The sequence below is a fragment of the Rhizobium sp. SRI_017 genome, from assembly GCF_057586295.1.
In genome coordinates, this window is sequence record NZ_JBYCZP010000002.1 from 476,191 (window position 1) to 499,242 (window position 23,052).

Sequence of the window (23,052 nt, forward strand, 5' to 3'; positions counted from 1 at the left end):
AGTTGCACGAAATTTAGAGAGACGCGGGTCCGATGCGATTCTTAGGGAAGACGCCAACGACGTGGATAGCGAGCCTGCTGGTGCTGGCGACGCTGTGCATTTCGTCGATCGGCGCACCATCTGCGTCAGCCGCAGGCCTGCTGTCGACATATCTCGGGAAAGTCCAGCCCTCCGAGCTCTTCAAGGGAGCCGACCGGTTCGGCGAGCCTTTGGGCGAGCCGCCTATCGCACCCGTGTACCGCGGCAAGGAATTGGCCGGATATGTCTATCTCAACTCTGACTTCACGACCTCCGTCGGTTATTCCGGAAAACCCATTCACATTGTCGTCGGCATCGACAGTTCGGGCATCATCCATGGATTCAAGCTCGTCGACCATCACGAGCCGATCGTTCTGATCGGCATACCGCAGACGAAAGTCGTCGCCGCGCTGAACTCCATCATCGGCAAGGACCTGGGACGCGTGGCAGCGGGTGACGAACGTCCGCCACAGGTCGACATCGTCAGCGGTGCAACCGTGACCGTCCTCGTCATGAGCGACAGTGTCCTGCGGTCCGCCGTCAAACTTATCCGAAGCGGACGGCTGGATGAAAACGGCGCGCCGGACGTCAAAGCGGCGCCCGAAATCCACAAACTCGATCTCTCGAAGGACAAGGTGAGCGATTGGGGGACATTGATCGGCGACGGCTCGATCCGCAGTCTCCGCCTGACCGTGGGCGAAGTTTCGAAGGCTTTCGCGGATGCGAAGCACCAGGACGCGGAAACGCGCCCAGAAACGTCCAACCCGGCGGACAGATTCATCGACCTCTATGTCGCGCCTGTCAGCGTTCCGGCGATCGGAAAGACCCTTCTCGGCGAAGCCTCCTACCAGCGTCTGATCGCCAACTTGAAGCCTGGCCAATCGGCCATCCTGATCGGAGGCGACGGCGCCTATTCTTTCAAGGGTTCGGCTTATGTCCGCGGCGGAATCTTCGACCGGATCGAACTGTTGCAGAGCGAGCAGGGCGTGCGGTTCCGCGACAAGAACCACACGAGGATCGCGGCATTCGCCCCGGCCGATGCGCCGCATCTCAAGGACATAGGCCTGTTCGTCGTGCCGACCGACTTCACGTTCGACGTGACAGAACCGTGGGAGCTTCAACTGCTCATCCAACGCAGCGCCGGTGCGCGTGACAAGGCGGTGCTACCGTTCAATCTCGGCTACACGCTCCCGGCCAGCTATTACACAGTGACGAAGGCTGCGGCTCCTGCAGACAAGACGGACAAGCCGACGGCCGCCGAAACGGCCGCCGACGAACAGCCATTGTGGATCCGCATCTGGAACATGGACCGGGTGTCGATCGCGATCACCGTCGCCGCGCTCCTCGTGCTGACCGCCATTTTCTTTTTCCAGGACTGGCTGGTCAAACGGCCCAAGCTGTTCGCATGGGTGAGGAACGGCTACCTGGTCTTCACCCTTGTATGGCTCGGCTGGTACGCGGGTGCCCAGCTTTCGGTGGTCAACGTCCTGACATTCACGAGCGCCCTGGTCACCAATTTCAGCTGGGAGTTCTTCCTCGCCGCTCCGCTGATATTCATCCTTTGGGCCGCGGTTGCAGCCGGGTTGTTGTTCTGGGGTCGCGGACCGTTCTGCGGCTGGCTCTGCCCGTTCGGCGCGTTGCAGGAACTTCTGAGCGTCATCGCCAAGCGGGCGAAGGTTCCCCAGATCAGGTTGCCCTGGGGGCTGCACGAACGCTTGTGGCCGATCAAATACATCATCTTCCTCGGCCTATTCGGCATGTCTTTCTATTCGATGGCCTATGCGGAAATGCTGTCGGAAGTTGAGCCGTTCAAGACAGCGATCGTCCTAAAATTCGTCCGCGACTGGCCGTTCGTGATCTTCGCCGTCGCCCTCCTGTTGGCGAGCCTTTTCATCGAGCGGTTCTACTGCCGTTACCTCTGCCCCCTCGGAGCCGCTCTCGCCATTCCGGGACGTATCCGGATGTTCGAATGGCTGAAGCGATATCCGGATTGCGGGTCTCCCTGCCAGCGATGCTCGAAGGAATGCCCCGTTCAGGCGATCCATCCGGAAGGCCAGATCAACGTCAACGAGTGCATCTACTGCATGCATTGCCAGGAACTCTACCACGACGACCACCGCTGCCCGCACATGATCCAGAAGCGGTTGAAGCGCGAGAAATTCATGGCGCTGTCGACGCCGGAATCGCGGGGGGAAAAGCCCCCCAAGACCCTGATCACCCATAACGGCGAGCCCGTGACCCACCCCTAATCCGGCACCAGACATCCGGTCCGGCCACAACGAAAGAAGAGAAAATGTCAAAGGAAGAAACACAGCCTCGCTTCAACAGGAGACAGTTGCTGGGAACGACCGCAGCGGCGGCGGTTGCTGGCGTGGCCACCGCCGGCGGTGCACTGACCCTGTCGGGCGGCTTCGCCACGGCTGCGAAGGCGGCTACCAAGTCCGGGTTGAACTACGAGGTCAAGCCGGGCGAACTCGACGAATACTACACCTTCTTCTCGAGCGGCCAGTCGGGCGAGGTCCGCATCGTCGGCGTCCCCTCGATGCGCGAGATCATGCGCATCCCGGTGTTCAACCGCTGCAGCGCGACCGGCTGGGGCCAGACCAACGAAAGCAGGAAGATCCTGACAGAAGGACTTCTGCCGAGCTCGGTCGAGTTCCTCAAGGATCAGGGCGGGGTCTACCACAACGGCGATCTACACCATCCGCATCCGTCCTTCACCGACGGTACCTACGACGGCCGCTACCTCTTCGCCAATGACAAGGCCAACACCCGCGTCTGCCGCATCCGACTCGATGTAATGAAGTGCGACAAGATCATCGAACTGCCGAACCAGCATACGGTCCACGGCCTCCGCGTCCAGAAATACCCAAGGACCGGCTACGTGTTCGCGAACGGCGAAGACGGCGTGCCGATCCCCAACGACGGCAAGGTGCTGGACGATCCCAAGCAGTACCGCTCGGTGTTCAGCGCGATCGACGGGGACACCATGAAGGTCGCCTGGCAGGTCATCGTCGACGGCAACCTCGACAACGTCGACGCTGATTACCAGGGCAAATACTGCTACGCGACCTGCTACAATTCGGAAAACGGCGTCAATCTCGAACAGATGATGGGCAAGGATCAGGATTGGGTCGTCGTATTCAACATCAAGCGCATCGAGGAAGCCGTCAAGAAGGGCGACTTCAAGGAGATGGGCGGCGTTCCGGTTGTCGACGGCCGTCATGGCTCCGCCTACACCCGCTACATCCCGGTATCGAACGGACCGCATGGCATGAACACCGCGCCAGACGGCATCCACGCCATGGCTGCGGGCAAACTGTCGCCGACGGTGACCGTGTTCGACGTGCGCAAGTTCGACGATCTGTTCGACGACAAGATCAAGCCGCGCGACACCGTGGTCGCGGAACCTCAACTGGGTCTCGGCCCGTTGCATACCGCGTTCGACGGCCGTGGCAACGCCTATACGACGCTGTTCCTCGACAGCCAGATTTGCAAGTGGAACATCGAGGACGCGATCCGCGCCTTCAACGGCGAGAAGGTCGATCCCATCCGTCAGAAGCTCGACGTGATGTATCAGCCGGGTCACAATCACACGTCCATGGGCCAGACCAAGGAAGCGGACGGCAAGTGGCTGCTCTCGCTCAACAAGTTCTCCAAGGACCGTTACCTCAACGTGGGTCCGTTGAAGCCGGAAAGCGATCAGCTGATCGACATCTCCGGCGACGAGATGGTCCTCGTCCATGACAATCCCACCTTCGCGGAACCGCACGACGCGACGATCGTACATGCGTCGAAGATCAACCCGATCAGCATCTGGAAACGCGACGACCCGATGTTCGCCGAAGCGGTCGAACAGGCTGCGAAGGACAAGATCGACCTGCTCATGGATTCCGAGGTCATCCGGGACGGCAACAAGGTTCGCGTCTACATGACGTCGTCCGCTCCGGCTTTCGGGCTTGAATCCTTCAACGTCAAGCAGGGCGATGAGGTCACGGTCTACGTCACCAATATCGACGAGGTCGAGGACCTGACGCACGGCTTCGCCATCGTCAACTACGGCATCAACATGGAAATCGGCCCGCAGGCGACGGCCTCCGTCACCTTCAAGGCGAGCAAGCCAGGCGTCTACTGGTATTACTGCTCGTGGTTCTGCCACGCGATGCACATGGAGATGAAGGGCCGCATGCTGGTCGAGCCGCAGGCGGCGTGATGTGGAGCACAACAACCATAACGATGGCGGCCCTCTGGGCCGCCATCGCCTCGGCCGCTGCCGCCGCGGATCGCATAGTCTCGCCATCTGATCGGCAGACGCTCGCAGCCGTGCTCGAGCAAGCCGCGGTCGGCGACCGCATCATCCTGCGTCCGGGCAAGTATCCGGGGCGCCTGGTGATCAAGAAGGCGTTGACGGTCGAAGGGGACCCAGGTGCGGCGATCGTCGGTGATGGCACTGGAACGGTGGTCACGATAGACGCGCCGGACGTCGTGCTTCGGGGTGTCGACATCCGTGGTTCGGGTATGGACCTCGAAGCGATGGATTCGGGCGTCTTCGCCACTGAGGCCGCGACAGGAGCCTTGATCGAGAACACCGTTGTCACAGGCAATCTCTACGGAATCTACATCCACGGTGCCGCCAAATCGACGGTCCGCCGTAACAAGATCATCGGCCTCAAGGACGGACGCTTGAGCGAATCCGGAAACGGCGTGACCGTATGGAACGCGCCCGGTGCCAAGGTCGTCGACAATGACATCAGTTTCGGCCGCGACGGGATCGCCACCATCGCCAGCAAGCGCAACGTGTTCAGCGGCAACCGCTTCACCAATGTCCGCTTCGCGATACACTACATGTACACCAACGACAGCGAGATACGCGGCAACGTTTCGATCGGCAATCTGGTCGGCTACGCGATCATGTTCTCCAGCCGGCTGAAGATCGTCGATAACGTTTCGGACGGTGACCGTGACCACGGCCTCCTCTTGAATTTCGCAAACAGTTCTTTGGTAACCGGCAACATTGTGCGCGGTCATCTGCAGCCAGAAAGCCGCTGGACGTTGGCGGGGATACGCGCTTCCAGTGAAGACATGCCTGTCGACGATGGCGCGCCGCAGGAGGAAGGAGACCAGTCTGGTTTTCGTCTCGGTCCGGAAAAGTGCGTGTTCATCTACAATGCCAACAAGAACCGGATTCTCGACAACGTATTCAATGGTTGTGCCATCGGCATCCACTTCACCGCCGGATCGGAAGGGAACCTGATGAGCGGCAACGCCTTCATCAACAACCGCAACCAGGTGAAGTATGCGGGAACCCGCTACATCGACTGGTCGGTCGACGGTCGCGGCAACTACTGGAGCGACAACCAGGCCTTCGATCTGGACGGCGACGGGATTGGCGACAATCCGTACCGGCCCAACGACCTGATGGACAAGGTGCTGTGGACGTCACCCCAGGCCAAGGTGCTGACGACGAGCCCAGCTGTCCAGGTCATAAGGTGGGCGCAGGCCCAGTTCCCGGCTTTGCTACCCGGTGGCGTCGTCGACAGCCATCCGTTGATGGAGCCTCAGGCCCACAAGGAGACTCTGCAATGACAAAGCCCACAGTGGTCGTGACCGATGTCGCCAAGCGCTACGGAAACGTGAGCGCCGTGAGAGACGTGTCCTTTACCCTTAACGAAGGCGAGACGGTCGCTCTGGTCGGCCACAACGGGGCTGGCAAGACGACCATCGTCAAGTTGCTGCTCGGCCTGATCCGCCCATCGGAAGGCCGTGTGGAGGTTCTCGGCGAAGACCCCGCGAGAGGCGATTTCGGCGTCCGGCAGCGGCTTGGCTATTTGCCCGAAAGCGTCGCGTTCCACATGGCCCTGACCGGCCGCGAGACATTGGCTTTCTATGCCCGGCTCAAACGCGTCGACAGCTCAAGCGCACCGGAACTCCTTGAGCGTGTGGGGCTCTCGGCCGAGGCGGCGGACCGTCAGGTCCGTACATACTCGAAGGGAATGCGCCAGCGCCTGGGCCTCGCACAGGCTTTGCTCGGTCAGCCGCGCGTCCTGCTCCTGGACGAACCGACCAGCGGGCTGGACCCCGCATTGCGCCGCAGATTCTATGAGCTGCTGGACGACCTGCGCTCGACGGGGACCACGATCCTCCTGTCGTCGCATGCGCTCACCGAACTCGAGGATCGCGCCGATCGGGTCTTGATCCTCAACCAGGGAGTCAAGATCGCCGACGGAACACTGGACAGCCTGCGGGGACTTGCACGCCTGCCAACCCGCATCAGTGTCCGGTTGGCGAATGGCGCGACGGCCGAAAACTGGAAGCTCGGCGGCGCCGTCTGGTCGGGCGCACGGCACGACATGGTCGAGACCGAAGTGGCAATGGAAGACAAGATCTCGCTGCTCAAGGCGGTGACGGCCAATCCGGCGGATATCGCCGCCTTGCATGTGATGGAACCGACCCTGGACGACCTCTATGCGCATTTTCTCAACACGAAGAGGGCGGCCGAATGAGAAACATCCTGATCGTCGCCCGCAAGGAGGTCCGGGAAGGACTCCGCAACCGCTGGGTCCTGGCGACGACGCTGCTTCTGGCCGCACTCGCCCTGACGCTGTCCTTTCTGGGCAGCGCGCCGACCGGCAATGTCGGCGTCAACCAGCTCGATGTCGTCATCGTCAGCCTCTCGAGCCTGACCATATTCCTGGTGCCGCTGATCGCGCTGCTGCTTTCTCATGACGCCATCGTCGGCGAGATGGAGCGGGGCACGATGCTTCTTCTGCTCAGTTATCCGATCGGCCGCAATCAGGTCATCCTCGGCAAGTTTCTCGGCCATCTCGCGATCCTCTCCTTCGCGACGTTGTTCGGTTATGGGGCCGCGGCCGTGGCCCTGGCCGTGACGGGAACCGAGATCGACGCAACGAGTTGGGCCTCGTTCGTCTCGATGCTTGGCTCATCGGTGCTTCTCGGCGCGGTGTTCATCGCGATCGGCTACCTCGTCAGCGCACGTGTCCGCGAGCGCAGCACAGCAGGGGGCATCTCCATCGGAATTTGGCTGTTGTTCGTCCTGATTTATGACATGGCTCTCCTGGGAGCTTTGGTCGCCGCGGGAGGGCATGCCCTTCCGGCCGGACTGTTGGACGCGCTCCTGCTCCTCAATCCGACGGACGCTTACCGCATGCTCAACTTGGGCACGGGAGAGGCAAGCGCGCTTTCCGGCATGGGGGGGATCGCCGGACATACGGGTCTCAACGCGACAATCCTTATCGCCGCCCTCTGCGCCTGGACAATTGTTCCGCTCGTGCTAGCCGCCGCTACTTTCTCGAGGAGAGAGCTATGAGACGACACTACCTGACTCTGGCATTGATGGTCTCCGCACTGATGGTTGGGGGCTGCGAGGGCGAGAAGAACGCGGCTCCGCCTGCGCCTTTCGCCCTCACATCCGAAGCGATCGGCCGATATTGCGGAATGAACGTTCTCGAACACGTGGGACCCAAGGGCCAGGTCATCCTCGATGCGAAGGTTGGCGAGCCCATCTGGTTTTCGTCGGCGCGCGATACCCTGGCCTTCACCATGCTTCCCGAAGAGCCGAAGGACTACGCCGCGATCTACGTGTCCGACATGGGCAAGGCTCCGAGCTGGGAAGAGCCGGGCGAGACCAACTGGATCGACGCGAAAAAAGCGTTCTATGTGATCGGAAGCGCGCTCCGCGGCGGGATGGGTGCCGAGGAGGCCGTGCCGTTTTCGACCCGCGAAGCCGCTGAAAAATTCGCGAGCGAGAACGGCGGCAAGGTGATGTCGTTCGGCGATGTTCCCCGCGACTACATCCTCGGGGGTGGTGAAAATGAAAAGCCCAAGGAAAGCGGAGCCGTCTCCGAGCAAGAAGACACGAAGGGACATGACCATGGCTAAAGCGTTCAGCCGCAGACGGGCGATCGCGATCTTCGCGGCCACCGCCGGGTTGCCTCTGCTGACAGGTGCGAAGTTCCCGGAAACTTCGATCACCTGGACGGGCCACGCTCTGGGAGCGCCGGCGACGCTCATCCTGAACCACCGAGACAGAGCTGCGGCCGACCTGCTCGTCCGGCGTGTCGTCGCAGAGGTCTCGAGACTTGAGTCCGTCTTCAGCCTTTACCGCGCGGATTCGGCTCTCGTCGAGCTCAATCGGGTTGGCGTCCTGGCCGCGCCTCCCTCCGACTTGGTGGCGTTGCTTCACGCGGCTCATGGCTTCTGGGAACAGACCGGAGGCGCGTTCGACCCGACGGTTCAACCGCTATGGGCGGTCTACCGGGATCACTTCAGCCAACCTGACCCAGACCCGTCCGGCCCGTCACGAGCACAAATCGATCGCGCGGTCGCCCGTGTCGGCTTCGGCGGTGTAAGGTTCGATCTGGACAAGATTGTCATGCGGCCGCAGATGGCGATCACGCTGAACGGCATCGCTCAGGGCTATATCACCGATCGGATCGTCGACATGTTGCGCGACGCGGGCGTGACGAGCAGTTTGGTGGACATGGGCGAGGACCGCGCCATCGGCACCAGGGCGGATGGACGTCCGTGGAGGATCGGGCTGGCTGACAGCCAAGACGCTCTGCATCCCGACAGGATTCTCGATATCGTGGACATGGCTGTCGCGACATCCAGTGCCGCGGGCTTTCATTTCGACGATCCAGGTCGCTTCGGACACATCGTCGATCCGCGCAAAGGCACTACGCCGGCGATGTATCGACGGGTTTCGGTTGTGGCCGACGATGCCGCCTCCGCAGATGCCCTTTCGACGGCGTTCACGCTGATGGAGGAGGATGCGATCGCTTCTGTTGTGCGGGTCCGGTCGAGGCTGGCCGTCAAACTGGTCCGGGCAGACGGCGTCCACGTCGATCTCGGCGAACTGGTCTAGCAGACTTCGAACGGCGCGACTCTCTCTTGAAGGTCGCCAGACATCGACACCCTGGAGCGACGACGACCCTTATGGCGGTCGATGCGGCGCAATATGCGGCGCGCGTTGCCCGCGATCTATCGCGGCTTGATACGCTGAGGGCAAAGCGCGCCGCGAGAGGCACGGCGGAGGCAACCGCTGGGCCTTGCTTGTCAAGCCAACAATTGAAAAACCGTCGCGTGTCAGCGGTCATCAACGCTTACGACAAGCCGGTCTTCCGTGAGGCTGTCAATTAAGCCGCCTTGCTGAACGTGCGCTGCATGTCGCCCAGATAGGCATCGAACGAAGAGGCCACTGCGCGGACGAGGAAACGGTGATCGGCGTTCAAAACGACCAACCCGTCCTTGAGCGTGACAACTCCGTCGTCGGCCATGGACCGGAGGCGGTCGTTCCCCGCGAGAAGGTCGTCGGGACGGAAGCCATGGAGTGCCGAAATCGCGGAAACGTCGACCGCGAAATCGCACATCAGACGTTCGATCACATGGGCACGCAGCCTGTCTTCGGGGGTCAATCGATACCCTTTCGCCGTCGCCAGGGAGCCGGACGCGATCCGCTTGGCGTAAACGCCCGGCGGCACCTCGTTCTGTATGTAACCTTGCGGGAGACGGCCGATCGCGGATGCGCCGAAGCCCAACAGGTTCTCGCATTGGTCGGTTGTGTAGCCCTGGAAATTCCGCCTCAGCTTTCCGCGGGCGGCAGCGCGCGCCAGGTCGTCTTCAGGCAGGGCGAAATGGTCGAGCCCGATGCGGACATAGCCCGCCGACACCAGGGTGGCGGCGATGGCTTCCGCCTGTTCGTTGCGTTCCGCAGCACCCGGCAGCACGTTCTCGTCGATCAGGCGCTGATGCTTCTTGAACGAAGGGACATGCGCGTAGCCGAATACCGAGAACCGGTCCGGCTTCATCACCAGCGATGCCAGTACCGTGTCGACGCAGGAGTCGACCGTTTGATGCGGAAGGCCGTAGATGAGATCGAAATTGATCCGCTCGACCCCATTGTCGCGAAGGTGCCCGACGGCAAGCGCCGTTGTCTCCTCCGACTGGACGCGGTTGATCGCCTTCTGGACCACGGGGTCGAAGCTCTGGACACCGAGGCTCGCGCGGGTAACCCCCGATTCCCCCAGTGCGTGGACCATCTCGGCGGGCAAAGTCCTGGGGTCGATCTCGACGGATATGTTCGCGTCATGCGCGATGTCGAAACGTCCGCCGATCGTTGACATGAGGGAGACGAACTCTTCCGGCTTGATGATCGTCGGCGTGCCTCCGCCGAAGTGAATTTCCCTGACATTGAGCGGATCCGAAGCGGCTTCCGACACCAGTTCGATTTCGCGGTGGAGGACGTCGAGATATTCGTGGATGGGCCGGTCCCGCTCGGTGATCGTCGTGTGGCAGCCGCAGTACCAGCACATGGACCGACAGAACGGGATATGGAGGTAGAGGGAGGCCGCGTCCGAGCCTATGCGTCCGATCCAATCGGCATAATCGGTGGAAGTGGTGTCGGCGCCGAATTTTGGGGCGGTCGGATAGCTCGTGTAGCGCGGCAGGCGAGCGTCGCCGTATTTCGCGACAAGATCGTTGGACATGTGGTCTCCTCGATTGAGAGGCCAAATCTAGCGCGATAAAAAACGCAGCTCTTTGACACGGAACAAACCCCTCGGCCGAAATTCCCACACCTGTTTGTTCCACGACAACGTGCGAGCCCTGGATGTCTTCTAACCTTCACCAATGTCGGCGCATCCCGGCAAACAAGATGAAGGTACAGGAGACGACATGTTGAACCCCTCGAACACTCCCGAAATCGACGTGCGGCAAATTTCCCCAAGCCGTCGCCATCCGACAATTTTCGGCGTGCTGGCTGCACTGTCGCCAGGCGGCGCAATGCATGTCACGAGCGACCATGACCCGAGTCCGTTGCATCGCCAAATCGAGACCCGTTATCCGGAAGAGTTCGGCTGGCTGTATATCGAGCAAGGTCCAGAAGTCTGGAAGGTCCAGATCACGCGGGCGGAGTCTGCCGGCTGCGACTGCTGCTGCGGTCACTGAGGAGCGACCGCGATGCACGGAGCGTCGATCTCCAGGTGGACGATGGCCTATTTCGCCTCGGCGCTTGCCTTTCTCGTTCTGGGATTGGCGGCGTGGGGATGCGGATACGGTCTCCCCACAAAGGCGGTAGACGCTCCCGCGACGCTCGCGGTCGTACATCTCATCACGGTTGGATGGTTGGGACTGCTATTCTGCGGCGCGCTGCTTCAGTTCGTCCCTGTTCTGGCGGCCACCCACCTCAGGATGTCGTGGCTCGCGGCTCCTGCTCTGGCTCTTCTTCTGTCTGGCCTTGGACTTCTGACCGCTGGCTTTCTCGCATTGGGCGGACATTTGGATATCGAGGTCAGGATCCTTTCCATGGCCGCCATTCCGTTGGCCGTAGGGTTCGGTTGCCTTGCCGTTTCGCTGGCGGCGACGATCATTTCGCAGAAAGCCTTCGATGTTCCGGGCATCCTCGTGATGGCCGGACTGGTCGCGCTGTTGGCGACTCTCGGGATGGGTGCCTCATTCACCGGCGTGCTCTCCGGGATCGTCGATCTGCCGAGGCTGGCTGCCGTTCTTCCCGACCTCGTGCCGTATCATGCCGCTTCGGGCCTGCTTGGCTGGATGACCTTGACCGCGATCGGGGTGAGCTACCGCCTGTTCGCGATGTTCATGCTGGCTCCGGAAAGTGGGCACTCGGAGTGGGCGGTGACGGCATTTGCCGTCTCAGCGCTGACGGTCCTCTATCTGGGCTTTGGTTCGAAACTACTCGATCTGCCGTTGGTCTCGGCCATGCCGATGCTTGCCGTAGCGCTCGCGCTCGGGCTGATTGTCGCATACGGCCGGGATATCTGGTCCATGTTCCGCGCCCGGCGCCGGAAAATACTCGAGCTGAATTCCCTGGCCGGTTTAGCCGCGCTGATGTTTCTCTGTGCCGGAGGAACGATGCTTGCGCTTGCGGTGTGGTTCGACGTCGAAGCCGTGTTGGTGCCGACGGCCTTTTATCTGCTTGGCTTGGGGTGGCTCACGGGCCTTGGTCTCGCCCAGCTCTACAAGATCGTTCCCTTCCTGACGTGGCTCGAGACATACGGACCGGTCATGGGCAAGAGCCAGGTTCCCAGGGTCCAGGATCTCGTCGACGAGCGGAGCGCCAGGTTGTGGTTCGGCGTGTTCTACCTATCGGTCTGCGCCGGCGCGACCGCGATCGTGACCGACATTGATCTGCTGTTCCGAGCCGCCAGCTTCTGCCAATGCGCTGCCGTCCTTGCGCTGTCGCTAGAGTATTTGCGCGCGAGGCGGCTCTCCTACGCGCCTTTCCAACTGCGTCTGCCGCCCGGTGCGGTGCGTCCGCATCTCATCTACGCGAACACCACGTCCAAGGAGTGAAACATGGAAATCGAATTCAAGGAACTCGACGTTCGACCGATGCTCGCCGGCGGCGGCGAACCGTTCAAGGCGATCATGGCCGCGGTCGAGGGGCTGGCGCCAGGGCAGGGCTTGAAACTGCTCGCACCCTTCAAGCCCCTGCCGCTGTTCACGGTCATGGAGCGGAAGGGCTTCCTTCACCAGGTCGCCGAACTTGATGGCGGGGACTTCGAGGTCAGGTTCTTGCCGCGTGCCACCGAAGTGCTCGCTTCCGAAGACGTGGAGGACGCGGACGAATGGCCGGAGGCCGTTCGAAACTTCGACTTTTCCGATCTCGATCCCCCGCAGCCGATGGTCCGCATTCTTTCGGAACTGGAGACGATGGCGCCCGGCGAGGTCATGTTCGCGGTACTCGCCCGCGAGCCGCTGTTCCTGTTTCCGGAACTGACCAAGCGCGGCCATAAATGGGCTGGCAACTACGACAGTGGCGGGACAGCCTTCCGCATCATGGTCAAGCGCGGAGCAGCCGCATGACACTCAAACTGGATCTTTCCAGCCGGGAGGCTGAAATCCGCCATGCGCTTCGTGGTGTCATCGATCCCGAAATCGGCCTTAGCGTGGTGGATGTCGGCTTGATCTACGATATCCGAGTGGGGGAGGATGGCGTCGCGGTCATCAGCATGACGACGACCACCCGAGGCTGTCCTGCAACGCAATATCTGCTGGATGCAGTCCGCGAGCGCGCACTCGATATGGGCGTCGCTCGGGACGTCGACGTGAGACTGACATACGACCCTCCCTGGCGGCCTGAGATGATGCAAGCGTGATTCAAAGCTCGGTCGCGAAGCCTCAATCGACCTTTGAGTCCCAGGATGTCAATCGTGGCAGACCTGGCCCACAGCGGCGCCCGACGCCATCGCAACCGCGTTGGTAGGAGCGAGCATGAAAAGCATCGGCGCGACGGTTATCCGGAATATCGCAAACCCGGGCAGGCCATCGGCTTCATCGATCTCTATGTGGTGAGACTGAAGGTCAATCGGCAAGGCGTGCCGCCCTCTCAAGGCGGCGGAAATCGAGAATCGTTATGTGTCTGTTGTTTTCGATTTCGATCAGCTTTTCCTGCCTGAGCTTCGTCATCTGCCGACTGACCGTTTCTATCGTCAAACCCAGGAAATCGCCGATGTCCTGACGCGATAGCGGCAGCTCGAATTCGAGCGCGTGGTCCTGCTGAGGATCGCAGTGGGTGGCGATAAGGCAGAGGAGGCTCGCGACCTTCTCTCGCGCCGTCTTTCTGCCCAGTGTAAGCATCCAGTCCCGGGCCTCTTCGAGGTCACCTTGCGCCTGATTGTGAAGATGCCTTTCGATACCCGGCGTACTGGCGAGCATCCGATCGAGCGCTGATTTGGGGACGGCGCAGATTTCGGCGTCCGTCGCGGCTTCGGCGGAGAGCGAGCTTTCCGCAGAAAACGGATGCCCGATGAAGTCGGGGGCGAACTGCAGGCCGACGATCTGTTGACGGCCGTCGGCCATGATCTTGGTCAGCTTGACCACGCCTTTGATGATGTTGGCGTAGGACACGACACGATCGCCCTGGCCTTGCACTTCGGCACCGGGCCGTATCGACTTGCGGGTCGAGTGGCGGTTCAATTCCCCGAGTTGCTGCGGAGTCATGGCTTGGCAGATGCCATTGTGACGCACCTCGCAGGTCTTGCAGACCACCGGAACGTCTTTGAAATCGTTGTCGTTCCGAATCTCTTTCATGAAGCTCCGCTCTCTTGCCCGCGAAAATGTCGATCCAAGATGGACCGGTCGTCGAACAGGCCAGGCGCGCCGTCGCCGTTGATGAGAGGGACGATACCATCATCCCATCAACCGCGACTTTGATCGAGGTCAAGCAAAACCGTCTTCGCGACCAGCCCGTCTTGAAGCGTTGCGGCGTGAATAGGGGGTAGGTGTCCTGTGAGAACTTCGCCTAGTTCAATGACGAGGTGCCGTCAGCAGTCGGTTTCGCTCCCAAGGTTTCGAGCGCAAAGGAGAAGTGGTCGCGTTCGTAGGCGATATGCCGTCGCAGTGCATCGAAGAATCCCCGTAGCATGTAGGCGAGGGCTTCGATGTTCACGTCCTCGCCTCCATTGCCGAGATAAAGGAGCTTTTCCGCGAGGTCGTCGGCGTAGCATTCGTCCGCGAGATGCTCGAACGTCAGCCGCTCGATCGCCGAGGAGATTTCGGGCGAGGCCGGGAATCGTTCCTTGAGCGCCGGAAACAGTGTCGACTCCTCGTAGGCGTGCACGTCACGGATCAAGCTGCCGAGGGTCTTGGCCGCGAAAATGCAGTCCTCGTGAACGACATGGCGCGGAAGCGAATCCGCGATTGCCTCGAGCTCGTCGCAGAGAGCGAGCTGCAGCCTGTGCGCCTCCTGCCACCAGGCAATCGACTGCCGGCACGGACACGGCATCTCGCGGAGAGCATTGACGGCGCGGTGGGTCATATTGGGGGCCTCCCTGTTCATTCGCTGATGATTTGGCAGGAAAGCGTCTGGCGCCTTGATCTGGATCAAAGCTCGATGGACCCACAATTGAGATTGGTGGAGCACCGGAACGGGGTGCGCTCAGGACCCCCCGGCGTGGATTGACAATACGGGGACTCCCAGAATGGACAACACACTCAAGATAGGCGGGCTGGGAGTCGGAGCGTTTCTGACACTGCTCGCCGCGGGCTTCACCCAGGACAGCCTCTTCCAGCAGCACATGGCGGTGGCCTGCCTGTTCCTTCTCGGCACTGCGGCGATCCTGCTGTGGCGAGTCGACTTCGGCTCCGGTTCCGCGCGTAAAGTGGTCGACAGTTCGGCCTATATGGATGACGTAGTGCGGGCAGGGGTGATCGCCACCGTCTTCTGGGGCGTCGTGGGCTTCCTGGTCGGCGTCGTCGTGGCACTGCAGCTCGCCTTTCCGGACCTCGACGTCGAGCCCTGGCTGAACTTCGGACGCACACGGCCGTTGCACACTTCGGCCGTCATTTTCGCATTCGGCGGCAATGCGCTGATCGCCACCTCCTTCTACGTTGTCCAGCGGACCTGTCGCGCACGCCTGTTCGGCGGCGATCTCGCCTGGTTCGTCTTCTGGGGCTATCAGTTCTTCATCGTCATGGCGGCGACCGGCTACCTGCTGGGCATCACCCAGGGCCGCGAATATGCCGAACCTGAATGGTATGTCGACATCTGGCTGACAGTCGTCTGGGTCGCCTATCTCATCGTGTTCCTCGGCACGCTGATCAAGCGCAAGGAGCCGCATATCTATGTGGCCAACTGGTTCTATCTCAGCTTCATCGTGACCATCGCGATGCTGCATGTGGTGAATAATCTCGCAGTCCCGGTCTCCTTCCTCGGCACCAAGTCCTATTCGCTGTTCTCGGGCGTCCAGGATGCGCTGACTCAGTGGTGGTACGGTCATAACGCGGTCGGCTTCTTCCTCACCGCCGGCTTCCTAGGCATGATGTACTACTTCGTGCCCAAGCAGGCCAATCGGCCGGTGTATTCCTACCGCTTGTCGATCATCCACTTCTGGGCCCTGATCTTCATGTATATCTGGGCCGGCCCGCATCACCTGCACTACACGGCACTGCCCGATTGGGCGCAGACGCTCGGCATGGTGTTCTCGGTCATGCTCTGGATGCCCTCGTGGGGCGGCATGATCAACGGCCTGATGACGCTCTCGGGCGCCTGGGACAAGGTCCGCACCGACCCGATCATCCGCATGATGGTGATGGCCATCGCTTTCTACGGCATGTCGACCTTCGAAGGCCCGATGATGTCGATCAAGGCGGTCAATTCGCTCAGCCATTATACCGAATGGACCATCGGTCACGTGCATTCCGGTGCGCTCGGCTGGGTCGGCATGATCACCTTCGGTGCGATCTATTTCCTCGTGCCCAAGCTCTGGAACCGCAACCAGCTCTACTCGCTCCGCATGGTCAACTGGCACTTCTGGCTCGCCACCATCGGCATCGTCATCTATGCGGCTGCCTTCTGGGTTGCCGGCATCCAGCAGGGTCTGATGTGGCGCGAATATAACGAGCAGGGCTTCCTGGTCTATTCGTTCGCGGAATCGGTGGCGGCCATGTTCCCCTACTACGTGGTGCGGGTTCTGGCGGGTGTCCTCTATCTCGGTGGCTCGCTCATCATGGCCTACAACGTAACGATGACAATCCTCGGTCACGAACGCAGGGAAGCGCCTTTGCCGGGCGCCATTCCTGCCGCCGTGCCCGCTGAATAAGGAAGCCGACAATGGGTATTCTTGACAAACATTCCATCATCGAGAAGAACGCGACCCTTCTGCTCGTCGGCTCGCTGCTGGTGGTCACGATCGGCGGCATCGTGGAAATCGCCCCGCTGTTCTACCTCCAGAACACGATCGAGAAGGTCGAGGGCATGCGGCCCTACACGCCGCTCGAACTCGCGGGCCGGCAGATCTACATCCGCGAAGGGTGCTACGTCTGCCACAGCCAGATGATCCGTCCGTTCCGCGACGAGGTCGAGCGTTACGGGCATTACTCGCTGGCGGCGGAATCGATGTACGACCATCCTTTCCAGTGGGGTTCAAAGCGGACCGGGCCGGATCTTGCCCGCGTCGGCGACCGCTATTCCAACGAATGGCATGTGCAGCATCTCGAAGAGCCGCGCGATGTCGTTCCCGAGTCGGTCATGCCGAGCTACGCGTTCCTCAAGAGCACCGATCTCGATCTCGCGGGCTTCAATGTGAAAGGCACCTTGAGCGCGAACCTTGCCGTCGGCGTGCCCTACAGCGACGAGATGCGCGAGAACGCGGAGGCCGACTTGAAAGCCCAGGCCGATCCGAACGCCGATACCGAGGCGCTGCTCAAGCGCTATCCCAAGGCCAAGGTCGGAGACTTCGACGGAGATCCTGCGAAGCTCACCGAGATGGACGCGCTTGTCGCCTATCTGCAGATGCTGGGCACGCTCGTCGACTTCTCTACCTACAACGACGCGTCCGGTTATCGCTGAGGAGAACCCAATGAGCACGTATGAATCAATGCGCCACTTCGCCGATAGCTGGATGATGCTGGCTATGCTGGTGTTCTTCGCTGGAACGATCATCACCGTCTTCCTGCCGGGCGCGCGCCGGCGTGCCGAGGAAGCCGCGAAAATCCCGTTGAGAGAGGAGTGAGCCGTGGCTGACAAGCACATAGACGAAGTATCGGGTGTCGAAACCACGGGACATGAGTGGGACGGCATCCGCGAACTCAACAATCCGATGCCGAGATGGTGGGTCTACACCTTCTACGCCACGATCGTCTGGTCCATCGGCTACGCCATCGCCTATCCGGCCTGGCCGATGATCTCGGATGCCACCAAGGGCGTGCTCGGCTATTCCAGTCGACAGGAACTCGCCGAGACCGTGAAGACAGCGGCGGACGCCCAGAAGGTTTTCGCCGACAAGATCGCATCACTGCCGGTGAGCGAAATCGCCAAGGACGCCGAGCTCATGCAGTTCGCGGTCAACGGCGGGGACGCCGCGTTCAAGGTCAACTGCGCCACTTGCCACGGGTCTGGGGCGATGGGTCGCCTCGGCTATCCCAACCTGAACGACGACGACTGGCTGTGGGGCGGTACGATCGACCAGATTTACCAGACGATCCAGTTCGGTGTCCGGAGCGCGCATAACGAGACGCGGACCTCGGAGATGCCGGGATTTGGCGAAATCCTGGAACCGGATCAGGTCAAGCAGGTCGCGGCCTACGTCGTCAGCCTGACGAAGACCGCGTCCGACCCCGCGCTGGTACAGCCGGGCAAGCAGGTCTTCGCCGACAACTGTGCCTCGTGTCATGGCGAGAAGGCGGAAGGCAACAAGGATCTCGGCGCGCCCAATCTCGCCGACGCCATCTGGCTGAAGGGCGATACCGAGGATGCCATCATGCGCCAGGTCAGCGTTCCCCGCCACGGCGTGATGCCCGCCTGGTCGGGACGGTTGAGCGACACGACGATCAAGGAACTCGCGGTCTACGTTCACTCGCTTGGTGGCGGACAATAATAACATCGGGCGGCCCGGCGTAAGTCGGGCCGTCTTGCGCTAGATCAAAGAATGGGCCGCGAGCGGCCCCTAATGTGGAAGCCAGAAGGAAGGCTTCCGATGAACATTTTCGACAAAGACGAGATGGCCACGATCGAGCGGCTCGAGGCCGAGCCGGTCAACGCCGCGCGGCTGCGCCAGCCGCTCTACGCCCCCCGCAAGAAAATCCACCCCAAGCGGGCTGAAGGTTTTTTCCGGCGGTTCAAATGGTTGGTGATGCTGATCACGCTCGGCATCTACTATCTCGCGCCCTGGATCCGCTGGGATCGCGGTCCGTATGCGCCGGATCAGGCCATTCTGCTCGACGTGGCGGGTCGCCGCTTCTACTTCTTCTTCATCGAGATCTGGCCCCAGGAATTCTACTTCGTCGCCGGGTTGCTGATCATGGCGGGCATGGGGCTGTTCCTCGTGACCACGGCCGTTGGCCGTGCGTGGTGCGGCTACACCTGTCCGCAGACCGTCTGGGTCGATCTGTTCCTGGTGGTTGAGCGGGCGATCGAGGGGGACCGCAACGCCCGCATCAAGCTCGACGCCGCGCCGTGGTCGTTCGACAAGATCAAGAAGCGTGTTGCCAAACATACGATCTGGATTGTGATCGGAGTGCTGACCGGTGGCGCCTGGGTGTTCTATTTCGCCGACGCACCGACGCTGGCGGCCGACTTGATCACCTGGCACGCCGAGCCGATCGCCTACATCACCATCGCGGTTCTGACCGCGACGACCTACGTGTTTGGCGGATTGATGCGGGAGCAGGTCTGCACCTACATGTGTCCCTGGCCACGCATCCAGGCCGCCATGCTCGACGAGAACTCGCTGGTCGTGACTTACAACGACTGGCGCGGCGAACCTCGATCGCGTCATCAGAAGAAGTCGCTGGTATCAGGCGCCAGTGTCGGAGACTGCGTCGATTGCAACGCCTGCGTCGCGGTCTGTCCCATGGGCATCGACATCAGGGACGGATTGCAGATGGAATGCATCACCTGCGCGCTCTGTATCGACGCCTGTGATGGGGTCATGAAAAAGCTCGGCCGCGAGACCAGCCTGATCGGATATTCGACCCTCAGCGACTATTCCTACAATATGGCACTCGCCACGGCGGGTGGTACGACCTCGATAGACCCTTCGCGTGTCAGGACCCCGGACGGCGGGTTCATGGCCGATGTGCGGCATTTCGACTGGAAGATCATCGTCCGCCCGCGCATCCTGATCTATGCCGGGCTTTGGTGCCTTGTCGGCATCGGCCTCTTGATCGCGCTCGGCATGCGCGAGCGTCTGCAGCTCGATGTTCTTCACGACCGGAACCCACAGTTCGTTCTGGAGTCCAGCGGAGCGATCCGGAACGGCTACACGCTGAAAATCCTCAACATGGTTCCCGAACCGCGCAAGCTGACGCTTTCGATCCGAGACCTCCCAGGCGCCGTCATGACGGTGTCGGGAGACACCGACGCCAAGGGATCGTCCTTCCAAGTCGATGCCGAACCAGACTCGGTACACTCCCTGAAAGTCTTCGTGACCGTTCCGAAAGACCGGCTGCCGGCTCGTGCTACCGAATTCACGATCGGCGTGGACTATCCGGTCACCGGCGAAAGCGCGGATTACCAAGCCAATTTCAACGTCCCGGAGAAATGACAATGCAAGACATCGCCAAGAACAGGGGATTCACCGGATGGCACATGCTGTCGATCATGGTGGCATTCTTCGGAACGATCATATCGGTCAACGTCCTCATGGCCTATTACGCGAATTCCAGCTGGAGCGGCATGCTCTCCAAGAACACCTATGTCGCGAGCCAGGACTTCAACATTAAGGCGGCCGAGGCCCGCGAGTGGGCTCGCCAGGGGTTTCGGGGAAAGGTCACCATAGACCGGTCCGCCGTCAGCTATATCCTCGAAGGTCCGGCTGAAGCGGTGTCGGAGGTGAAGACCGTGACCGCCGTGTTCCACCGCCCGGTCGGCGATCGTCAGGACTTCAGCATCGACCTACAGCCTTCCGTTGAAGGCGCATATTCGGCGGCGCACGAGCTGGCGGCGGGACCCTGGATCGTAGACATTGAAGCGAAGTCCCATGATCGCACGGTCTTCCATCAGGCTGAGCGGATCGTGATCGAGGAGCATGCAAAATGAGCTGCTGCGCGCCGGGAAGCGAGATTCTGCTCGACAATGGGATCAATAGCGAAGAGCTCTGGCTGTCCTCCCGCGATCTCGGCAGCGGCCGTCGATCGCTCGATCTGAGCGTGCCGTCCGTTCATTGCGGGGCCTGCATTTCCACGATCGAACACGCGCTCATGCGGCATACTGAAGTCGTGAGGGCCCGGGTCAATCTTTCCACCAAACGCGTCGGGATTACTTTCCGGGAGAGTGTCGGTGAAACAAGAACCGACCCGGCTATCTTCGTGCAGGCGATCGGCGACGCGGGCTACGAAGCCCATTTGTTCCAGGAGGCCGCGGAAGCGAACGACGCGCAACGTAATCAGCTTCTGATCGCCGTCGCGGTCGCGGGCTTCGCGGCGACGAATATCATGCTGCTCTCGGTCTCGGTTTGGTCCGGAGCCGAGGCTGCGACACGCGACATGTTCCACTGGATATCCGCGATGATCGCCGCGCCGGCTCTCGTATTCTCCGGCCGCTTCTTCTTCGCGTCGGCGTGGAATGCGCTGAGGCACGGGCACACGAACATGGACGTGCCGATCTCGCTCGCGGTCATCCTGAGCTATGGAGTGTCGCTCTGGGAGACCATCCATCATGGTGAGCATGTCTGGTTCGACGCGACCACGTCGCTTCTCTTCTTTCTCCTCATTGGCCGCACGCTGGATCATATGATGCGGGACCGGGCGCGCTCCGCGGTCCTGGGACTCGCGCGCCTCTCGCCTCGCGGGGCCCTGGTGGTGAACGCCAGCGGCGAACGTGACTACCGCGCGGTCGAGGACATCCGGCCCGGCGACCGGATTCTCATTCCGGCGGGGGAGCGCTTCGCCGTCGATTGCATCGTGCTGTCTGGTGAAAGCGATATCGATCTATCGATCGTCAACGGCGAAAGCCGACCGGTCCCCGCCATTCCAGGTGATCGGGTGCTCGCCGGGACCGTGAATCTTACAGGTTCCTTGACGGTCGAAGCGGCCGCCGAGGCGCGAAACTCGTTCCTGTCCGAAATCATTTCGCTCATGGAAGCTGCTGAGGGCGGCAAGGCGCGCTACCGTCGAATCGCCGACCGCGCGGCGCAGCTCTATTCCCCGGTGGTCCATCTTCTCGCGCTGGGCACCTTCCTGGCCTGGGGCGCCTACGACGGAGATTGGAAGCACGCGCTTCTCGTCGCGGTCGCCGTTCTGGTCATCACCTGCCCTTGCGCTTTGGGCCTTGCTGTCCCGGTGGTGCAGGTCATCGCCGCGGGAAGGCTGTTTCGCGACGGTGTGATGGTGAAGGACGGCTCTGCCATGGAGCGACTTGCCGAAGCCACCCGAGTCGTGTTCGACAAGACCGGAACGCTGACGCTCGGTCGGCCGCGCCTCGTCAACATCTCCACCATAACGGATGACGCCTTCTCCGTGGCGGCGGGTCTCGCCGGGCATTCCCGGCATCCGTTGTCGATCGCGCTCGCAAAGGCCTGCCCGATGGCCCCTGCGACTTTCGAGACGGTTCGAGAGGTCGCCGGCGGTGGGCTGGAAGGGCGCCGTGCAGATGGTGTCTGGCGGCTCGGCAGCAGAGCCTTCGCACTTCGCGGCGCCGCGGGCGGCGCCTCTGCCGATCAGTCGGAGGTCGTTCTCTCGCGTGATCATGTGAGCGTCGCCGCATTCCTGTTCGAAGACACGCTTCGCCCGGGGGCGAAGAAGACGGTGAGGGCTCTTTTCGAACGCGGAATGCCTTCGACTCTTCTATCGGGAGACCGCGAAGGCGTTGTGGGACGGCTCGCATCGGGTCTTGGCATCGCTGAATGGCGTGGCGCGCTCGATCCGATGCAGAAAGCCCAAGCGGTGCGTGAGATGAGCGCTGCTGGAGAAAAGGTATTGATGGTCGGTGACGGCATCAACGATGCGCCGGCTCTTCGTACTGCGCATGTGTCGATCGCTCCGTCCACGGCCGCCGACATCGGCCGGCAAGCGGCCGACTTCGTCTTCATGCGCGAAGGATTGGACGCGGTGGAATTGGCGGTTGATGTTTCACGCGGGGCAGGGCGGTTGATCCGCCAGAACTTCGTGCTCGCAATAGGCTACAACGTAATTGCCGTGCCTGTTGCGATATTAGGTTACGCCACGCCTTTGATCGCTGCGATCGCGATGTCGACGTCATCAATGGTCGTCGTGGCCAATTCCCTGCGTCTCAATGCCCGGCGGTCACGTGTCGACAGCGAACCGCTCGTCGTTCAGTCCACCATGGAGACCGTCACGTCATGAACGCGCTGATTTTCCTGATTCCTATCGCTCTCGGACTTGGCGGACTTGGCCTGGCCGCGTTTCTGTGGTCCCTGAAATCAGGTCAATACGAAGACCTCGACGGGGCTGCCTGGCGCGCGATTTCGGACGACGAGTGAGAGCCAGAGTGGTCAAGATCGTCGATCTGTTGGCGAGCGCAGACCGCGCTTCGGGTTCATGGTATCCACGAAAGGCATTTTCGATCGGGCCACTCTTCGATTTCTTGATTGC

At 61.4% G+C, this 23,052-nt stretch carries 22 protein-coding genes; 19 read left to right on the forward strand and 3 right to left on the reverse strand.

Features of this window, described 5'->3' with window-relative positions; translation table 11 throughout:
- Window positions 1-32: 32 nt before the first annotated feature.
- Genes AC2YI2_RS07050 through AC2YI2_RS07080 form a run of 7 tightly spaced genes read left to right on the forward strand, consistent with a single transcriptional unit; the run spans window position 33 to window position 8,902 of the window.
- Entirely contained in the window at window positions 33-2,267 is a 2,235-nt protein-coding gene (locus AC2YI2_RS07050; protein WP_487385725.1) for a 4Fe-4S binding protein, read from the forward strand.
- Window positions 2,268-2,311: 44 nt separating this feature from the next.
- Window positions 2,312-4,231 (forward strand): TAT-dependent nitrous-oxide reductase, encoded by a 1,920-nt coding sequence (nosZ, locus tag AC2YI2_RS07055; RefSeq protein ID WP_487385726.1) that lies wholly within the window; start codon window positions 2,312-2,314, stop codon window positions 4,229-4,231.
- The gene (locus tag AC2YI2_RS07060) at window positions 4,231-5,604 is read left to right on the forward strand and encodes a nitrous oxide reductase family maturation protein NosD (RefSeq protein ID WP_487385727.1); all 1,374 of its coding nucleotides are present in this window, start codon (window positions 4,231-4,233) and stop codon (window positions 5,602-5,604) included. Before nosZ ends, AC2YI2_RS07060 begins: the two co-directional genes overlap by 1 nt.
- A complete protein-coding gene (locus AC2YI2_RS07065; RefSeq protein WP_487385728.1) occupies window positions 5,601-6,521 on the forward strand; it encodes an ABC transporter ATP-binding protein in 921 nt (306 codons plus the stop codon). Before AC2YI2_RS07060 ends, AC2YI2_RS07065 begins: the two co-directional genes overlap by 4 nt.
- A complete protein-coding gene (locus AC2YI2_RS07070) occupies window positions 6,518-7,345 on the forward strand; it encodes an ABC transporter permease (protein WP_487385729.1) in 828 nt (275 codons plus the stop codon). Before AC2YI2_RS07065 ends, AC2YI2_RS07070 begins: the two co-directional genes overlap by 4 nt.
- Window positions 7,342-7,917 carry a nitrous oxide reductase accessory protein NosL gene (locus tag AC2YI2_RS07075; RefSeq protein WP_487385730.1) on the forward strand — a complete coding sequence of 192 codons (576 nt, stop codon included), beginning with the start codon at window positions 7,342-7,344 and terminating at the stop codon, window positions 7,915-7,917. Before AC2YI2_RS07070 ends, AC2YI2_RS07075 begins: the two co-directional genes overlap by 4 nt.
- Window positions 7,910-8,902 carry an FAD:protein FMN transferase gene (locus AC2YI2_RS07080; RefSeq protein ID WP_487385731.1) on the forward strand — a complete coding sequence of 331 codons (993 nt, stop codon included), beginning with the start codon at window positions 7,910-7,912 and terminating at the stop codon, window positions 8,900-8,902. Before AC2YI2_RS07075 ends, AC2YI2_RS07080 begins: the two co-directional genes overlap by 8 nt.
- A 271-nt stretch (window positions 8,903-9,173) precedes the next feature.
- Here the strand turns inward: AC2YI2_RS07080 and hemN are convergent, their stop codons facing one another.
- Window positions 9,174-10,523, reverse strand: a complete 1,350-nt coding sequence (hemN, locus tag AC2YI2_RS07085) for an oxygen-independent coproporphyrinogen III oxidase (protein WP_487385732.1) — start codon at window positions 10,521-10,523, stop codon at window positions 9,174-9,176.
- Between the two features lie 187 nt (window positions 10,524-10,710).
- Between hemN and AC2YI2_RS07090 the strand changes: the two genes are divergently transcribed.
- The 4 genes from AC2YI2_RS07090 (at window position 10,711) to AC2YI2_RS07105 (ending at window position 13,157) form a co-directional block, all read left to right on the forward strand.
- Window positions 10,711-10,983 carry a DUF2249 domain-containing protein gene (locus tag AC2YI2_RS07090; RefSeq protein ID WP_487385733.1) on the forward strand — a complete coding sequence of 91 codons (273 nt, stop codon included), beginning with the start codon at window positions 10,711-10,713 and terminating at the stop codon, window positions 10,981-10,983.
- A gap of 357 nt (window positions 10,984-11,340) precedes the next feature.
- Window positions 11,341-12,351 (forward strand): hypothetical protein, encoded by a 1,011-nt coding sequence (locus AC2YI2_RS07095; RefSeq protein WP_487385734.1) that lies wholly within the window; start codon window positions 11,341-11,343, stop codon window positions 12,349-12,351.
- A 3-nt stretch (window positions 12,352-12,354) separates the two neighbouring features.
- Entirely contained in the window at window positions 12,355-12,864 is a 510-nt protein-coding gene (locus AC2YI2_RS07100; RefSeq protein ID WP_487385735.1) for a DUF2249 domain-containing protein, read from the forward strand.
- Window positions 12,861-13,157: a metal-sulfur cluster assembly factor gene (locus AC2YI2_RS07105; RefSeq protein ID WP_487385736.1), complete on the forward strand. Its 297-nt coding sequence runs from the start codon at window positions 12,861-12,863 to the stop codon at window positions 13,155-13,157. The genes AC2YI2_RS07100 and AC2YI2_RS07105 overlap by 4 nt, the downstream gene beginning before the upstream one ends.
- A gap of 205 nt (window positions 13,158-13,362) precedes the next feature.
- Here the strand turns inward: AC2YI2_RS07105 and AC2YI2_RS07110 are convergent, their stop codons facing one another.
- Complete coding sequence (locus AC2YI2_RS07110) at window positions 13,363-14,091, reverse strand: Crp/Fnr family transcriptional regulator (protein ID WP_487385737.1); 729 nt, start codon at window positions 14,089-14,091, stop codon at window positions 13,363-13,365.
- Window positions 14,092-14,302: 211 nt separating this feature from the next.
- Window positions 14,303-14,818 carry a hemerythrin domain-containing protein gene (locus AC2YI2_RS07115; protein ID WP_487385738.1) on the reverse strand — a complete coding sequence of 172 codons (516 nt, stop codon included), beginning with the start codon at window positions 14,816-14,818 and terminating at the stop codon, window positions 14,303-14,305.
- 163 nt (window positions 14,819-14,981) lie between these two features.
- On the opposite strand from AC2YI2_RS07115, the gene ccoN reads away from it, so the two are divergent.
- From ccoN to ccoS, 8 genes are all read left to right on the forward strand, one after another.
- Window positions 14,982-16,601: a cytochrome-c oxidase, cbb3-type subunit I gene (gene ccoN, locus AC2YI2_RS07120; RefSeq protein ID WP_487385739.1), complete on the forward strand. Its 1,620-nt coding sequence runs from the start codon at window positions 14,982-14,984 to the stop codon at window positions 16,599-16,601.
- A gap of 11 nt (window positions 16,602-16,612) precedes the next feature.
- Entirely contained in the window at window positions 16,613-17,350 is a 738-nt protein-coding gene (gene ccoO / locus AC2YI2_RS07125; protein ID WP_487385740.1) for a cytochrome-c oxidase, cbb3-type subunit II, read from the forward strand.
- A 10-nt stretch (window positions 17,351-17,360) separates the two neighbouring features.
- Window positions 17,361-17,513, forward strand: a complete 153-nt coding sequence (locus AC2YI2_RS07130; RefSeq protein WP_487385741.1) for a cbb3-type cytochrome c oxidase subunit 3 — start codon at window positions 17,361-17,363, stop codon at window positions 17,511-17,513.
- Between the two features lie 3 nt (window positions 17,514-17,516).
- The gene (gene ccoP, locus AC2YI2_RS07135) at window positions 17,517-18,377 is read left to right on the forward strand and encodes a cytochrome-c oxidase, cbb3-type subunit III (protein ID WP_487385742.1); all 861 of its coding nucleotides are present in this window, start codon (window positions 17,517-17,519) and stop codon (window positions 18,375-18,377) included.
- Window positions 18,378-18,476: 99 nt separating this feature from the next.
- A complete protein-coding gene (gene ccoG, locus AC2YI2_RS07140; RefSeq protein ID WP_487385743.1) occupies window positions 18,477-20,045 on the forward strand; it encodes a cytochrome c oxidase accessory protein CcoG in 1,569 nt (522 codons plus the stop codon).
- A gap of 2 nt (window positions 20,046-20,047) precedes the next feature.
- Window positions 20,048-20,539, forward strand: coding sequence for a FixH family protein (locus AC2YI2_RS07145; protein ID WP_487385744.1), 492 nt, complete (start codon window positions 20,048-20,050; stop codon window positions 20,537-20,539).
- Entirely contained in the window at window positions 20,536-22,803 is a 2,268-nt protein-coding gene (locus AC2YI2_RS07150) for a cation-translocating P-type ATPase (protein ID WP_487385745.1), read from the forward strand. The genes AC2YI2_RS07145 and AC2YI2_RS07150 overlap by 4 nt, the downstream gene beginning before the upstream one ends.
- Window positions 22,800-22,940, forward strand: a complete 141-nt coding sequence (gene ccoS, locus AC2YI2_RS07155; RefSeq protein WP_487385746.1) for a cbb3-type cytochrome oxidase assembly protein CcoS — start codon at window positions 22,800-22,802, stop codon at window positions 22,938-22,940. The genes AC2YI2_RS07150 and ccoS overlap by 4 nt, the downstream gene beginning before the upstream one ends.
- Window positions 22,941-23,052: the final 112 nt, after the last annotated feature.

Coding starts and splice junctions, on each gene's coding strand:
- ccoG (WP_487385743.1), top strand. CDS start 18,477: ATGAACATTTTCGACAAAGACGAGATGGCCACGATCGAGCGGCTCGAG.
- ccoS (WP_487385746.1), top strand. CDS start 22,800: ATGAACGCGCTGATTTTCCTGATTCCTATCGCTCTCGGACTTGGCGGA.
- AC2YI2_RS07080 (WP_487385731.1), top strand. CDS start 7,910: ATGGCTAAAGCGTTCAGCCGCAGACGGGCGATCGCGATCTTCGCGGCC.
- AC2YI2_RS07150 (WP_487385745.1), top strand. CDS start 20,536: ATGAGCTGCTGCGCGCCGGGAAGCGAGATTCTGCTCGACAATGGGATC.
- AC2YI2_RS07060 (WP_487385727.1), top strand. CDS start 4,231: ATGTGGAGCACAACAACCATAACGATGGCGGCCCTCTGGGCCGCCATC.
- AC2YI2_RS07130 (WP_487385741.1), top strand. CDS start 17,361: ATGAGCACGTATGAATCAATGCGCCACTTCGCCGATAGCTGGATGATG.
- AC2YI2_RS07070 (WP_487385729.1), top strand. CDS start 6,518: ATGAGAAACATCCTGATCGTCGCCCGCAAGGAGGTCCGGGAAGGACTC.
- hemN (WP_487385732.1), bottom strand. CDS start 10,523: ATGTCCAACGATCTTGTCGCGAAATACGGCGACGCTCGCCTGCCGCGC.
- AC2YI2_RS07090 (WP_487385733.1), top strand. CDS start 10,711: ATGTTGAACCCCTCGAACACTCCCGAAATCGACGTGCGGCAAATTTCC.
- ccoO (WP_487385740.1), top strand. CDS start 16,613: ATGGGTATTCTTGACAAACATTCCATCATCGAGAAGAACGCGACCCTT.
- AC2YI2_RS07095 (WP_487385734.1), top strand. CDS start 11,341: ATGGCCGCCATTCCGTTGGCCGTAGGGTTCGGTTGCCTTGCCGTTTCG.
- AC2YI2_RS07115 (WP_487385738.1), bottom strand. CDS start 14,818: ATGACCCACCGCGCCGTCAATGCTCTCCGCGAGATGCCGTGTCCGTGC.
- AC2YI2_RS07145 (WP_487385744.1), top strand. CDS start 20,048: ATGCAAGACATCGCCAAGAACAGGGGATTCACCGGATGGCACATGCTG.
- AC2YI2_RS07050 (WP_487385725.1), top strand. CDS start 33: ATGCGATTCTTAGGGAAGACGCCAACGACGTGGATAGCGAGCCTGCTG.
- AC2YI2_RS07110 (WP_487385737.1), bottom strand. CDS start 14,091: ATGAAAGAGATTCGGAACGACAACGATTTCAAAGACGTTCCGGTGGTC.
- AC2YI2_RS07075 (WP_487385730.1), top strand. CDS start 7,342: ATGAGACGACACTACCTGACTCTGGCATTGATGGTCTCCGCACTGATG.
- nosZ (WP_487385726.1), top strand. CDS start 2,312: ATGTCAAAGGAAGAAACACAGCCTCGCTTCAACAGGAGACAGTTGCTG.
- AC2YI2_RS07065 (WP_487385728.1), top strand. CDS start 5,601: ATGACAAAGCCCACAGTGGTCGTGACCGATGTCGCCAAGCGCTACGGA.
- AC2YI2_RS07100 (WP_487385735.1), top strand. CDS start 12,355: ATGGAAATCGAATTCAAGGAACTCGACGTTCGACCGATGCTCGCCGGC.
- AC2YI2_RS07105 (WP_487385736.1), top strand. CDS start 12,861: ATGACACTCAAACTGGATCTTTCCAGCCGGGAGGCTGAAATCCGCCAT.
- ccoN (WP_487385739.1), top strand. CDS start 14,982: ATGGACAACACACTCAAGATAGGCGGGCTGGGAGTCGGAGCGTTTCTG.